General features: G+C 70.9%; 12 protein-coding genes. 4 read left to right on the top strand and 8 right to left on the bottom strand.

The annotated features are described in order from the left end of the window. The first annotated feature begins 34 nt into the window (after window positions 1–34). Genes ACIBVP_RS25705 through ACIBVP_RS25695 form a run of 3 tightly spaced genes read left to right on the top strand, consistent with a single transcriptional unit; the run spans window position 35 to window position 3,384 of the window. A complete protein-coding gene (locus ACIBVP_RS25705; RefSeq protein WP_396108862.1) occupies window positions 35–2,050 on the top strand; it encodes a PhoX family protein in 2,016 nt (671 codons plus the stop codon). Between the two features lie 9 nt (window positions 2,051–2,059). After that, window positions 2,060–2,749 (top strand): SDR family oxidoreductase, encoded by a 690-nt coding sequence (locus tag ACIBVP_RS25700; protein ID WP_396108861.1) that lies wholly within the window; start codon window positions 2,060–2,062, stop codon window positions 2,747–2,749. Beyond that, the gene (locus ACIBVP_RS25695; protein WP_396108860.1) at window positions 2,749–3,384 is read left to right on the top strand and encodes a hypothetical protein; all 636 of its coding nucleotides are present in this window, start codon (window positions 2,749–2,751) and stop codon (window positions 3,382–3,384) included. Before ACIBVP_RS25700 ends, ACIBVP_RS25695 begins: the two co-directional genes overlap by 1 nt. Here the strand turns inward: ACIBVP_RS25695 and ACIBVP_RS25690 are convergent. The 8 genes from ACIBVP_RS25690 to ACIBVP_RS25655 all read right to left on the bottom strand — a co-directional run bounded on the left by ACIBVP_RS25690 (window position 3,381) and on the right by ACIBVP_RS25655 (window position 11,281). Continuing rightward, entirely contained in the window at window positions 3,381–4,679 is a 1,299-nt protein-coding gene (locus ACIBVP_RS25690) for an amidohydrolase family protein (RefSeq protein WP_396108859.1), read from the bottom strand. The genes ACIBVP_RS25695 and ACIBVP_RS25690 overlap by 4 nt on opposite strands. 20 nt (window positions 4,680–4,699) lie before the next feature. Then, complete coding sequence (locus tag ACIBVP_RS25685) at window positions 4,700–5,740, bottom strand: nitric oxide synthase oxygenase (protein WP_396108858.1); 1,041 nt, start codon at window positions 5,738–5,740, stop codon at window positions 4,700–4,702. A gap of 135 nt (window positions 5,741–5,875) precedes the next feature. After that, entirely contained in the window at window positions 5,876–6,520 is a 645-nt protein-coding gene (gene trmB, locus ACIBVP_RS25680) for a tRNA (guanosine(46)-N7)-methyltransferase TrmB (RefSeq protein WP_396108856.1), read from the bottom strand. 62 nt (window positions 6,521–6,582) lie between these two features. Beyond that, a complete protein-coding gene (locus ACIBVP_RS25675; RefSeq protein ID WP_396108855.1) occupies window positions 6,583–7,191 on the bottom strand; it encodes a hypothetical protein in 609 nt (202 codons plus the stop codon). Window positions 7,192–7,509: 318 nt separating this feature from the next. Next, window positions 7,510–8,271, bottom strand: a complete 762-nt coding sequence (locus ACIBVP_RS25670; protein ID WP_396108854.1) for an ABC transporter permease — start codon at window positions 8,269–8,271, stop codon at window positions 7,510–7,512. Window positions 8,272–8,275: 4 nt separating this feature from the next. Continuing rightward, a complete protein-coding gene (locus ACIBVP_RS25665; protein WP_396108853.1) occupies window positions 8,276–9,226 on the bottom strand; it encodes an ABC transporter ATP-binding protein in 951 nt (316 codons plus the stop codon). A gap of 245 nt (window positions 9,227–9,471) precedes the next feature. Further along, a complete protein-coding gene (locus ACIBVP_RS25660) occupies window positions 9,472–10,128 on the bottom strand; it encodes a response regulator (protein ID WP_396108852.1) in 657 nt (218 codons plus the stop codon). A 10-nt stretch (window positions 10,129–10,138) separates the two neighbouring features. Continuing rightward, window positions 10,139–11,281 (bottom strand): sensor histidine kinase, encoded by a 1,143-nt coding sequence (locus ACIBVP_RS25655; RefSeq protein ID WP_396108970.1) that lies wholly within the window; start codon window positions 11,279–11,281, stop codon window positions 10,139–10,141. 223 nt (window positions 11,282–11,504) lie between these two features. Here ACIBVP_RS25655 and ACIBVP_RS25650 point away from each other — a divergent pair, with 223 nt between their 5' ends. After that, window positions 11,505–13,088 carry a dynamin family protein gene (locus ACIBVP_RS25650; protein ID WP_396108851.1) on the top strand — a complete coding sequence of 528 codons (1,584 nt, stop codon included), beginning with the start codon at window positions 11,505–11,507 and terminating at the stop codon, window positions 13,086–13,088. The last annotated feature ends 5 nt before the right edge of the window (window positions 13,089–13,093 follow it).

Below are 13,093 nucleotides of genomic sequence, written 5' to 3'. Positions count from 1 at the left end.
TGGCAGGGAACATCAGCCGTTCTACGGTCGGCTGATGTTCCCTGCGGATGAACGCAAACTTCTGCCACTGTTCACCGGCCATTCACCTCGGCGTGCCGCTGCCACCTGCCAGTACCGCTGCGGCAACGCGTGCGCCCACGAGGCGCCGAACACCTCGGACAACCCCTACTTCGGCGACGTCGTCGGGGAGATCGTCAGCCGCCGCAGCGTCCTGAAGGCGGGCGCCGTACTGGCCGTCGCCGGTACCGCCGCGACGGCGTTACCCACCGCCGCGGCCGCCGCTCCCGCCCGGCACGGCACCGGGCTCGACTTCGCGCCGGTCGCCCCGAACACCCTCGACGCGGTCGTGGTCCCGGACGGCTACGAGCACGACGTGCTGATCCGCTGGGGCGACCCGGTGCTGCCCGACGCACCAGCGTGGTCGTTCACGAACCAGTCGGCCGCCGCGCAGGCCAAGCAGTTCGGGTTCAACAACGACTTCTGCGGCCTGGTCCCGCTCGGTCGCGACCGGTACCTCATGGTGTCCAACCACGAGTACACCAGCGAGGCCTACATGTTCCACGGCTGGGACCCGGACAACCCGACCCGTGAGCAGGCGGAGATCGCGTGGGCGGCGCACGGCCTCTCGGTGGTGGTCGTCGAGCGCGACCGCCGAGGACGGCTCGCGGTCACGCTCGACCCGCACTACAACCGCCGCATCACGCTCAGGACCCCGTTCACCGTCCGCGGTCCCGCCGCCGGTTCGCGGTACCTGCGCACGAACGCCGACCCCGCGGGCCGGACCGTGCTCGGCACCAAGAACAACTGCTCGGGCGGGGTCACGCCGTGGGGCACGATCCTGTCCGGCGAGGAGAACGTCAACCAGTACTTCGCGAACGCCGACGCCGTCACCGACCCGGTGGCCCGGGCCAGGCTCGCCCGCTACGGCTTCCCGGCCGGTGCCAGCGAACGCAAGTGGGAACGCTTCGACGACCGTTACGACCTCGCCAAGGAACCCAACGAGGCCAACCGGTTCGGCTGGATCGTGGAGATCGACCCGCTGTCGCCGCACGAGAACCCGGTCAAGCACACGGCACTCGGCCGCTTCAAGCACGAGGGCGCGAACGTCATCGTCGCCCGCGACGGCCGGGTCGTGGCGTACATGGGCGACGACGAACGCTTCGAGTACCTCTACAAGTTCGTCACCGACGGGAAGTTCAAGCCGGGCGACGGCCGCTACGCGCGTGAACACAACAAGCGGCTGCTCGACTCCGGCACCCTGTACGTCGCGAAGTTCACCGGTGACAGCCCGGCCGCCGAGATCGACGGCACCGGGCGGCTCCCCTCCGACGGCGAGTTCGACGGCTCCGGCGAGTGGATCCCGCTCGCGCACAACGACACGTCGTTCGTCCCCGGCTTCACCGCAGAGGAGGTCTACGTGTTCACCCGCGCCGCGGCGGACAAGGTCGGCGCCACCAGGATGGACCGGCCGGAGGACGTCGAGCCGAGCCTGAAGAACCGCAGGATGTACGCGGCGCTCACCAACAACAGCGAACGCGGCAACGCGGGCAAGGAAGGCGCCACCGAGATCAACCCGCGCGTGAAGAACCGGCACGGGCACGTGCTGGAGCTGGAGGAACGGCGTAGCGACAACACCGCGACCACGTTCTCGTGGCAGCTGTTCCTCGTGTGCGGCGACCCGGCGGCCGACGACACGTACTTCGGCGGCTACGACAAGACGCAGGTCAGCCCGATCTCCTGCCCGGACAACGTGGCGTTCGACAGCAAGGGCAACCTGTGGATCTCCACCGACGGCAACGCGCTGGACTTCAACGACGGCCTCTTCGCGGTGCCGTTGGAAGGCCGGGAACGCGGACACGTCAAGCAGTTCCTGACCGTCCCGGCCGGTGCGGAGACGTGCGGTCCGGTGATCGACGACGACTTCGTGCTGGTGTCGGTGCAGCACCCGGGCGAACTGGACGGCGCGAGCGCGGACAACCCGCTGTCGCACTGGCCGGACGGCGGCGACTCGCAGCCGAGGGCGTCGGTGGTGGCGGTCTACCGTTCGTAGAGTGGGGGCATGACTGATCGCCCGCTCGCCCTGATCACCGGCGCGTCGAGGGGAATCGGCAGGGCGATCGCCGACGCCCTCGCCGACACGCACGACCTGCTGCTCGGCGGCCGCGACGAGAGCGAGCTCGCGTCGCAGGCCGCCGGGCTGCCGTCGGCCCGCCCGTGGCCGGTGGAACTGACGAACGACCACGCCCTGGCAGCGGCCGTCACGGGCATCGACCGGCTGGACGTACTCGTCCACTCGGCGGGCGTCTCCCGCCTCGGCCCGCTGACCGAGGTCACCGCCGCGGACTGGCGCGAGTCGTACGACCTGAACGTCGTCGCCGTCGCCGAGCTGACCCGCCTCCTGCTGCCCGCTCTGCGTGAGGCGGAAGGCCACGTGGTTCTGATCAACTCCGGCTCCGGGCTGAAGGCGAACCCGAAGTGGGGCGCGTACGCGGCGAGCAAGTTCGCGCTGCGGGCCTACGCGGACGTGCTCCGTGCCGAGGAGGAACCCCACGGCCTGCGGGTCACGTCGGTGCACCCGGGCCGCACCGCCACCGACATGCAGAAGTCGGTCCGCGACTTCGAGGGCGGCGAGTACGTCCCGGAGAAGTACATGCGCCCGGAGTCCGTGGCGGGTGTGGTGAAGGCGGCCGTCGAGACACCGCGCGACGCACACGTCCACGAGATCGTGATCCGGCAGCCGAACCGCTGATGAACTGGGACCGGGTGGGCGTGCCCGACGGACTGACCCAGCGCGCCAGGTGGTTCGTCGGTGCCCACGGCGTGCGGGTCGACGCGCTCGACGTGGCGTCGTGGCGGGAGCGGTGGCTCGGCTTCGGCATCCCGGCCGAGGAGATCGACCGGGTCGACGTCTACCAGCGCCGTTGGGGCGGGCTGGTCCTGCCGCCCGCGCCGATGTACGAGGGCGGCCCCCGCTACCTCAACGCCGACACCCCGGAACCGTCCCCGGACGACGGCTGGTGGTTCGAGGCGGGCGAGCAGCGCACGGCCGTGCCGTTCGGGTTCATGGTCGGCCCGACCGGCGAGTTCGGTATCCACGGCAACCACTGGGTGCCGCTGCACGCGACCGTCGAGGGCTGGGTGGAGTCGCTGGCGCTCGCCCACCACGCGACCACGTCCGCGCAGTCCATCACCCGGCTCACCGGCGACGAGGTGGAGACCGTCGACCTCGACGACTACGAACTGGTGCCCGAGGTCGAGGGCCTGGCGGACTCGTGGTGGCGCGACGACGACACGCTCGTCGCCGTCTACACCGGTGAGGCCGAGGCGTTCGGTTTCCCGCAAGACCGAACGACGTTCGTGTACGAGTTCGCCAGCAGCTCCTAGCCACGCAGCCGCGACGTCACCGCACCCGCCTGCGCCTGCACCTTCGCCCGCTCCACCCTGGTCGGCTCGCGGTCCGCGACGACCTGCTCGCCGCCGACCCACACGTTCCGGACACCGCGTGCGTTCGCGCCCCACACGAGGTTCGCCAGCAGGTGCTCGTCCGGCACGTCGAGGCCGGCCGCGAACGCCTCCGACGCCGTGTCCACGTGCACCACGTCCGCCCAGCGGCCCGGTGCCAGCTCCCCGATGTCGTCGCGGCCCACCGCCGCCGCGCCACCGCGGGTCGCCATCAGCAGCACGTCCGCAGCGGTCAGCGCGGCCGAGTCCATGGTCGACAGGCGGGCGACGAGCGCGGCCAGCCGCATCTCCTCCCACAGGTCGAGGTCGTCGTTGCTGGCGGGCCCGTCCGTGCCGAGCCCCACCGGCACGCCCGCCGCCCGCAGCTCCGGCACCCGCGCGATGCCCGACGCCAGCTTCGCGTTCGAGCCGGGACAGTGCGCCACCGCGACCCCGTGCTCGGCGAAGATCGCGATGTCCTCGTCCGACAGGTGCACCGAGTGCGCGGCCAGCACCCGCCCGCCGAGCAGCCCGATGTCCGCCAGCAGCTTCGGCACCGATCCGTGCGACTTCCGCTGCGCGGCGTCCTCGCCGGGCGACTCCGCCACGTGGATCAGCAGCAACGCGTCCCGTGCGCGGGCGGCCTCGGCGACCGTCGTCAGCGCCTCCGGCGACAGCGTGTACGCGGCGTGCGGGCCGTAGCCGATCTCGATCCGGTCGTCCGGGTACCGCCCGTCGACGTCGATGCGGGCGCTCACCTCGTCGAGCTGCGCACGCCAGCTGTGCCCCGGGGTGTCGACGATCGCGGGGCCCAGGATCATCCGGCCGCCGGTGGCGAGCACCGCGCGGATCACGTGGTCGGGCTGGAAGTACTGCTCGACGCTCGTCGTGATGCCGTTGCGCAGCATCTCGACCGAGCCGAGCGACATCCCGGCCTCCATGTCCGACGGCGACAGCTTCGCCTCGGCAGGCCAGATGATCTCCCGCAGCCACCGCATCAACGGCAGGTCGCCGCCCATGCCACGCAGCACCGTCATCGGGCTGTGCGCGTGCGTGTTGACCATGCCGGGCATGAGGACGCCGTCGAGCTGCCGGACCGGGGCCTCGGTCGCGGGCGCGCCGTCGGCCGGGCCGACGTAGCCGAGACGACCGGACGGGTCGACGTCCACCACCCCGTCACGCAGCACGGAGCACGACGGGTCGCAGGGCAGGACGATCGGGGCACGCAGACGTAACATGCCGAGATCCTGCCAGGAGGTCAGGCGGGAGCGTCCTCCCAGGGCGTGAAGGCCGGCCGGTTGCCGCCGCCGTTCGTGGGCAGGAACGCGTCCACCGAGTGCTTGATCGTCACGCGCGCCGCGTCGAACGAGTGCACCACCGCGCGGTTCAGCTCGACCACGGCGCGGTCCCGCCACAGGGTCCGGTCTGACGTGGTGTCGAGGCCGAGCCGGTCGGCGATCACGCGCGCCAGCCCGTACGCGGCGTCGTCGGCGAGCACGTCCTCACCGATGGCCTGGCAGATGTAGACCCCGTTGTAGGGCGCCGCCGGGTAGGTGATGCCGCCGATCCGCAGCCGCCGGTTGCTGATCACCGGCACGGCGTGCCACCGCAGGCCGAGCGTGGCGAACCACGGCAGCTCTGGGTGTTCGAGCGAGACCTCCCGCACGACGTCCCTCGGCAACGGGAACAGGGCGACCCCTTCGTGCGGGGTCTGCACCACCAGCGGCAGCTTGTCGAACGCGGTCCGTCCGGTGGGGGGCCGCCAGCCGAGCCGGACCACCGCGGTCGTGAAGTCGACGTACCGGCGGTCTCCGAGCACCCGTCCCGGTTCGGCGTAACCCGCGTACCGGACGAGCTGGTCGTTGCGCAGCCGCGGCCCCGGCCGCCACGGGGTGTCCGGCGCGAACACGCTGACCATGGGCCGCACGGCACCCTCGTTCGTGGACATCCGCAGGTGTTGCACGCACTGGGCGGCGACCTCCGCGCTGTCGCGGATCTGCCGCAGGTCACGCACCAGCAGCCCGCGCCACGGCACGTTCGCCGGGCACCACCCGCTGTCCCGCAGCGCGAGCCGCGCGCCGTACGCCAGCTCGGCGGGCTTGTGGCGGTAGGTGCCGGTGGCCGCGATCTCCTCGCGCACCTTCGCGAGCCGCGCCTCCACCTGCCCGGCCTTCGGTCTGGCGTGGTGGAACGCGCGGAGGAACTCCTCGGCCTCGTCGTAGAGCGACTGCGCCCGCGGCCGCGCTCGCGCGGGGGCGGGCACCGGGGTGAGGACGGGCTCGTCGCGGAGGGCGGTCACACCATTGGGTATCGGCCCCGGTTGAGGCGTACTGGATTACCTGGACGTGTGGCGTGTCGTGGGGGAAAGCTACCGAGGGTCGGTTCGGATCCGGTCATTTCGCCGCGGATGTGACACGCAGACCACCCAATCCGGTCATGCCCGTTCGAAAATGAGGTCCCGGCTGACCCTGCCCTCTTCCTCGGCGCGGCTCTCGAACTTGGTCAGCGGGCGCCACCGCGGCCGGGGCGCCCAGCCACCGGGCTCGTCCGGGTGGCGGTTGCGCAGGCGCGGCTCCGCCGAGCACACCGCCATCATGTGCTCCGCGTAGTGCTCCCAGTCGGTCGCCATGTGCAACGTGCCGCCGGGCACCAGCCGCGACGCGATCACCGACACCAGCGACGGCTGCACGAGCCTGCGCTTGTGGTGCTTCTTCTTCGGCCACGGGTCCGGGTAGAAGATCCGCACCCCGGACAGCGACCGCTCCGCCAGGTGCTGTTCGAGCAGCACCACCGCGTCCCCGCGCAACAGCCGCAGGTTCGTCAGCCCTGCCGCCTCGGCACGCATCATCAGCTGCGCGAGCCCCGGCGGGTACACCTCGACGGCCAGGTAGTTGACCTCCGGCGCGGCCGCGGCGAGCTTCGCGGTCGTCTCGCCCATGCCGGACCCGATCTCCAGCATGACCGGCGCGCTCCGGCCGAACCACTCGTCGAGGTCCAGCGGGCCCGGCGGCAGCGCCGTGACGTCCCGGCCCAGCTCCGACCAGTGCCGTTCCCACGCGCGGGTCTGCCCGACGGTCATCCGACCGCCGCGGTTCACGAAGCTGACAACTGTGCGCCTGGGTGCCTCCACGGGTGGAGAGCCTAAGGGGCGAGCGATTCCACCCTCGCGAGGTTCGCGCGCAGGTCCGCGAGGCCGGCCACCGCGATCGGCGCCGGGTTCGCCTCGCTGGGGTGCACGCGGATCACGTCGATCCAGCCGGTGTGCCGGTCGGTGAGCATGAGCGTCGTGGGCACGCCGGGTTCGGTCAGCTTGCGTTCGGACGGCACGTACTCCCAGAACCCGGAGTCGCCGTCGGCGCCCCACGGCACGTACACCCAGCCGGTGCGGGCGGTCAGCAGCTTCGACACGCGGTCCTCGACCGTGAACCCCTCGAGGCGGGAGGTCAGCGTGCCCGCCGCGAGCGCACGCAGCCACCAGGGCGCCGGCGCGTCCGGGTCGGACTCCTGGATGGCGCGGTACAGCGTGAGGACCTGCTGCTCCGGCGCGCGGTGCAGCCACGAGCGTCTGGTCTCGGCGGGCGTGGTGGCGTCCTGTTCCCCGCCCCACTGCTCGATGGCCTGCGACCACTCGAGGGCGAGCATCGGCTCGACCCGCAGCGCTTCGGCCGTGGACGGTTGGTGTGACGAGCGCCGTTGCTCCTCAGCCGCGGCAGCGGCATCAGTAGTGGGGCCGGTGTCAACCACCGTCACAAGTCCACCTCCAAGGACGCCCTGTGCAGTTGGGCCGGTTGGGGACCACTGATTCGATATGACCTCAGTAAACAAGGTCTGTCCGCACGCTGTGAGCAGGATCACGGCGACTTTACGTGGTCTTAACCGCGTGGTGTGTTGTACAACACCGCACTCCGGCCCATCTGGCACATCGCTGGTGCCCTCGCGCTTGTTAACCAGCGCCCGGTACTTGGTGGCTTTTTCACCCGATTGGCGCACGATAAGGGGCCCGAGCCACCCCCCGAAGGTGACCCGGGCCCCTCTTCCCCCGTGAACGTGTAGCGGCTCCCCCGAGCGCTACGCGTCCCGCTTGTTGGCCGTGAACAGCGCGATGATCAGCATCACCACCGCGAACCCGGCGAAGTAGGCGAGTGCGGCCCACGGGCTCAGCGTGGACAGCGAGGGCGGCGGGCCCTCCGTGATCGCCCGGTTCGTGATGTCCGGGTCGCCGGTCAGGAACTTGTTGACCACGTAGAAGGGCATCCACTTCTGGATGTCGTCGCCCACGTTCGGGATCAGCGCGACCAGGCTTTCGACGAGCAGCACGTAGATCAGCGTCAGCGACACCGCGCCCGCCGAGTGGCGGACCAGCGTGCCGACCGCCACCGAGACGACCGCCGCCAGCGCGTACACCAGGCCCACACCCGCGGTGGCACGCCACTCGAACGCGGTGTTGATGCCGAGATCCGCGCCCGACTGGATCAGCTTGGAGATCCCGACCGCGCCGAACGCGGCCAGCTCACCGACGATGCCCGCGAACAGCGCGACGACCGTCGTCTTCGCGAGCAGCGTGGCGGAGCGGTTGGGCACCGCCTGGAACGTGGCCCGGATCGTGCCGAACCGGTACTCGGTGGTGATCGCCAGCGTGGCCATCACCATGATCACCATCAGGCCGAAGTTCATGCCGAACTGGGTCGAGGCGATCGTGGGCAGGTTCTCGGTGTCCACGCCGGCGAGCAGCGCGGCGAAACCGATGGTGACCGCGAGCGCGGCCAGCGTGCACCACAGCGGAGAACGCGTGGTGAAGAGCTTGATTCGTTCGACAGCGAGCAGAGTCATCGGGTCACTTCCCAGCGGGCGTCAGGTCGGCGGGCAGCGCGGCGTCATCGAGGTCCACCGCGGCGTGGTATTCGACGGCGTCACCGGTGAGCTGGATGAACGCCTCCTCGAGCGAGCCGCGCTGCGGGCTCAGCTCGTGCAGCGCGACGCCCTTCTCCGCGGCCAGTTCGCCGATCTTGGCGATGTCCATGCCGGAGACGACCAGGCTGTCGCCCTCGTCGCGGACGCTCGCGCCGAACTGGCCGAGCGCCGAACGCAGCAGCGGGAGCTGCGGGCTGCGCACCAGGACCGTGCTTTCCGTCGCCTGTGCGACGAACTCCTCCGTGCTGCACTGCGCGATCAGCTTCCCCCTGCCGATCACCACCAGTTCCTGCGCGGTCAGCGCCATCTCCGACAGCAGGTGGCTGGACACGAACACGGTCCGCCCCTCGTCGGCGAGCCGGTGCATGAACCGGCGGATCCAGAGGATGCCCTCCGGGTCGAGGCCGTTGACCGGCTCGTCGAACAGCAGTACCTGCGGGTCCCCCAGGAGCGCGGCCGCGATGCCGAGCCGCTGCGACATGCCGAGTGAGAACCCGCCCGCCCGGCGGTTCGCCACGTCGGTGAGGCCGACGATCTCCAGCACCTCGTCGACCCGCTTCGGCGAGAGCCTGTTGGACTTCGCGAGCCAGCGCAGGTGGGCGCGCGCCGAGCGGTTCGGGTGCACCCACTTCGCGTCGAGCAGCGCGCCGACGGTGCGCAGCGGGTCGTGCAGCTCCCGGTAGCGCTTGCCGTCGATGCGGACGCCGCCCGCCGTCGGCTTGTCGAGCCCCAGGATCATCCGCATGGTGGTGGACTTGCCCGCGCCGTTGGGTCCGAGGAAGCCGGTGACCCGACCCGACCGCACGGAGAACGACAGGTTGTCGACGGCCAGCGTCTTGCCGTACCGCTTGCTGAGGCCTTCTGCCTCAATCATGGTCTCTCCCTGAAGTGTTCGATGCTTCGCTCCGCAAGCTCCGCGAAGGTTGTTTACCCCTCGGCCCAGATACTGGTCGGTCGCGGGGTTCCCGCACGTCCACCTGTGGTCGCCAGTTCGGGTCAACTTCTGGGAGTAGCCTCCATCAACCGAAAGTCTGGTGGAATCCGTAACCACCCTGAGGCGACCCTGATTCGGGGTCATCCCCAAGTAGGGGTAACCCCCGCTCGGAGCTGACGGTTCGCTCAGGCCTCGCCGGGCCGCACGAGCCCCGTCTCGTACGCGAGTACGACCGCCTGCACCCGGTCCCGCAGGTCCAGTTTGGACAGAACACGGCCGACGTGGGTCTTCACGGTCGCCTCGGACAGGAAGAGCTTCCGCGCGATCTCGGTGTTGGACAGCCCCTGCGCGATCAGCAGCAGCACCTCGCGCTCGCGGTCGGTGAGCACGTCGAGGATCGACGCGTCCCGCAGCTGCCCGCCCGCGGCGCCGAGGAACCGGTCCAACAGGCGGCGCGTCACGCTCGGCGAGACCACCGCGTCCCCGCTCGCGACCGACCGCAGCGCCGCGACGAGCTGTACCGACGGCGTGTCCTTCAGCAGGAAGCCGCTGGCGCCGTTGCGGAGTGCGGACAGCGCGTACTCGTCGAGGTCGAACGTCGTCATCACGAGCACCTTCGCGAGACCCCGTTCGGTGATCAGCTTGGTGGCCTCCACGCCGTCGAGCACGGGCATCCGGACGTCCATCAGCACGACGTCGGGCCGCAGCTCCTCGGCGAGCGCGACCGCTTCCGCGCCGTTGCCCGCCTCGCCGACGATCTCCATGTCCTCCTGCGCCCCCAGCACCATGCGGAAGCCGACACGCATGAGCTCCTGGTCGTCGACCAGCACCACCCGGATCACGTAGCCCAAGTTAGTTGCCCCCGAAGGGCAGGGTGGCGGTGACCTGCCAGCCCCCGCCCGAGCGTGGCCCGGCCTCCAGCGTCCCGCCGAACACCAGCGCGCGCTCCCGCATGCCGATCAGCCCGTTTCCCCCGGAAACCCCGAGGAGCGACCGGCTCGTCCGCTTCCCGTTGTCCACAATGGAGAGGTCGACGCGGTCGCCGACGCGCGCCACCCGCACGGTCGCGGACGTGCCGGGTCCGGCGTGCTTGAGCGAGTTCGTGAGCGCCTCCTGCACGATCCGGTAGACGCCGAGCCCGACACCGGCGGGCAGGTCGTCGACGTTGCCGACGATGTCGAGCTGGACCGGCAGCCCCACCGCGCGGACCCGGCCGGCCAGCTCGGAGAGCGACTGCGTGCCGGGCTGCGGGGTGCGTTCGCCGCCGTTGTCCTCGCTGCGCAGCACCCCGAGCAGGCGCCGCAGCTCGGTGAGCGCCTCCCGCCCGGTGCTGGAGATCGTCTTCACGGCCCGCTCGGCGAGATCCGGCTGGCCGCGCACCGCGTAGGCGGCGCCGTCGGCCTGCACGACCATGACGCTGACCGCGTGGGCGACCACGTCGTGCAGCTCACGGGCGATCCGCGCCCGTTCCTCGGCGACCGCGATCCGCGCCTGCTGGTCCCGTTCGGTCTCCAGCAGGCGGAGCCGTTGCTCCAGCTCGGCGTGATAGGCCCGGCGCGCCCCGACGAACTCCCCGAGCGCCCACGAGAACGCGAGCGACAGGTTCACCACGATCAACGTGGGGATCCACTGGTCCGGGAACTGCCACGGCGTCTGGACGAGCGCGACGACCTCGTTCATCGCCACGTACAGCAACCCGCTGCGCCTGCTCACGTACGCGACCAGCGTGTAGAGCGCGATGCACGTGGTGATCATGCTGGAGACGCCGATCTCCAGCATCGTGTGCGCGACCCCGAACCCGAGCGTCACGTAGGCCGCGGTGATCGGGTACTTGCGCCGGAACACGATCGGCGCGACCACCCCGAGGATCACCGGGAGCGTGATGTACCAGGGCTGCGGCGCGGGCTGCTCGGACGGCGCCACCGCGGTCCGGCCGATGAAGATCAGCACGTCGAGCAAGGCGATGACGGCAGCCAGCAGCGTGTCCCCGACCATCGGGTGGGCCTTCATCCACAGGCTGAGCCGCCGCACGACCCAAGAGTAGGCAGCGATCGCCACCGACGGCGTCACGCCGAGGTCTGATCGTGACTCCACCCCACGGCTGACCTCCCGGCCGCCGCCGGATCGGGAGGACCCGGCCCCGCGCGGGTGGCACGCATGGCACGATCGTCCCCAGCACGGTCGCATGCTGTCCGAAAACGGGGGTGACATGACTGGGATGACGACGGCTACCGAGCAGCAGCACCTCGCCGGTCCGTTGTCGGCCGCGGTTGCCAACCTGTGCACGCGCCTGCAGCCGCAGGTCTCCGCGCGGACGGCGGCCGGGTTCCGGGAGGTGTTGCGCCGGCTGTCGGCGCCACTGCAGGTCGCGGTCGCCGGGCGCATCAAGTCCGGCAAGTCCACGCTGGTCAACGCGTTGATCGGGCGGCGGGTCGCGCCGACGGACGTCGGTGAGTGCACCCGGCTGGTCACCCGTTTCCAGTACGGCACCGTCGACCGGGTCGAGATCGTCTTCGACGACGGGCGCAAGCAGGTGCTGCCCTTCTCCGCCGACGGCATGATCCCCAACGACCTCGAGGTCGACTTCGACAAGGTCTCCCACCTCGAGGCGTACCTGACCAACGCCGTGCTGCGCGACCTCACCGTGATCGACACCCCCGGCCTCGGCTCGCTCGACGCCGCGTCGGTCAAGCGCACCGAGCAGCTGCTCGGCGCGGCCAAGCACCGCAAGCCGGAGGACGACGAGGCCGAGGAGGGCGGCGAGGACAGCGACGAGCTGGACGACACCTCCCGCAACGCGGTCGCGGGCGCGGAGGCCGTGCTCTACGTCGTGACCCAGGGTGTGCGCGCCGACGACCAGCAGGCGCTCGCCGCGTTCACCGCCGCCACCGCGAGCCGCGAGGCGGGCCCGGTGAACGCGATCGCCATCCTCAACAAGGCCGACACCATCGCGCCGGAGTCCGTCGCGGGCTCCGACGGCGACACGTGGAAGGCCGCGACCCTGCTCGCCGAGAAACAGGCCGCCACGCTCAAACCACGCGTCGCCGACGTGATCCCGGTCATCGGCCTGCTCGCCGAGTCGGCCGAGTCCGGCGGGTTCACCTCCGCCGACGCGGACGCACTGCGCACGCTGTCCAAACTGGACGACGCGACCTGGGAGACGATGCTGATGTCCGCGGACATCTTCGTCACCTGGGAGTGCGAGGTGCCGCCGGGCATCAGGACGCAGCTGCTCGAGAAGCTCGACCTGTACGGCGTCCGCACCGCGGTCGACGCGTTGCGCCGCGACCCCGAGATGACCGCGGGCACGCTGCGCCGCGTGCTGTTGAACGCCTCCGGGCTCTCCGGTGTGCGGGGCAAGCTCGACGCCGTGTTCCGCGCCCGCGCCGACGGCATCAAGGCCGCCGCCGCGCTCGCGTCGGTCACCGCGCTCGCCCACGCGTCCGGCGATCCCGGTGAGCGGCAACGGGTCCACGACGCGATCGAGGTGCTGCTCGCCAAGCCGGAGGCGCACCAGCTGCGCCTGCTGGAGGCGCTCACGCTCGTCACGTCCGGCGCGGTCGCCATGCCGGAGGACCTCGCCGAGGAGGTGCTGCGGGTCGGCAGCAGCGCCGACATCGGCGAGCAGCTCGGGCTGAAGGGCAGACCGCCCAAAGAGCTTTCCGCCTACGCCCTGGAGCGGGCCGGGTGGTGGCGGTCGTTCGCGTCGTTCGGCGCGACACCGGCGCAGAGCCGCGTCGCACACGTGGTGCACCGCGCGTATTTCCTTATCTGGCAACAGCTTCGCGAACAGGCGGGGTGAGGCAC

Source organism: Actinophytocola sp. NPDC049390 (assembly GCF_044466355.1).
In the GTDB taxonomy this organism is placed as follows: Bacteria; Actinomycetota; Actinomycetes; order Mycobacteriales; family Pseudonocardiaceae; genus Actinophytocola.
This window is presented reverse-complemented; position numbering and strand designations above follow the sequence as displayed.

Bases quoted from the DNA above. Each gene is read 5' to 3' on its own strand.
- ACIBVP_RS25705 (WP_396108862.1), top strand. From the start codon at position 35: ATGTTCCCTGCGGATGAACGCAAACTTCTGCCACTGTTCACCGGCCAT.
- ACIBVP_RS25700 (WP_396108861.1), top strand. From the start codon at position 2,060: ATGACTGATCGCCCGCTCGCCCTGATCACCGGCGCGTCGAGGGGAATC.
- ACIBVP_RS25695 (WP_396108860.1), top strand. From the start codon at position 2,749: ATGAACTGGGACCGGGTGGGCGTGCCCGACGGACTGACCCAGCGCGCC.
- ACIBVP_RS25690 (WP_396108859.1), bottom strand. From the start codon at position 4,679: ATGTTACGTCTGCGTGCCCCGATCGTCCTGCCCTGCGACCCGTCGTGC.
- trmB (WP_396108856.1), bottom strand. From the start codon at position 6,520: ATGACCGTCGGGCAGACCCGCGCGTGGGAACGGCACTGGTCGGAGCTG.
- ACIBVP_RS25670 (WP_396108854.1), bottom strand. From the start codon at position 8,271: ATGACTCTGCTCGCTGTCGAACGAATCAAGCTCTTCACCACGCGTTCT.
- ACIBVP_RS25665 (WP_396108853.1), bottom strand. From the start codon at position 9,226: ATGATTGAGGCAGAAGGCCTCAGCAAGCGGTACGGCAAGACGCTGGCC.
- ACIBVP_RS25655 (WP_396108970.1), bottom strand. From the start codon at position 11,281: ATGGTCGGGGACACGCTGCTGGCTGCCGTCATCGCCTTGCTCGACGTG.
- ACIBVP_RS25650 (WP_396108851.1), top strand. From the start codon at position 11,505: ATGACGACGGCTACCGAGCAGCAGCACCTCGCCGGTCCGTTGTCGGCC.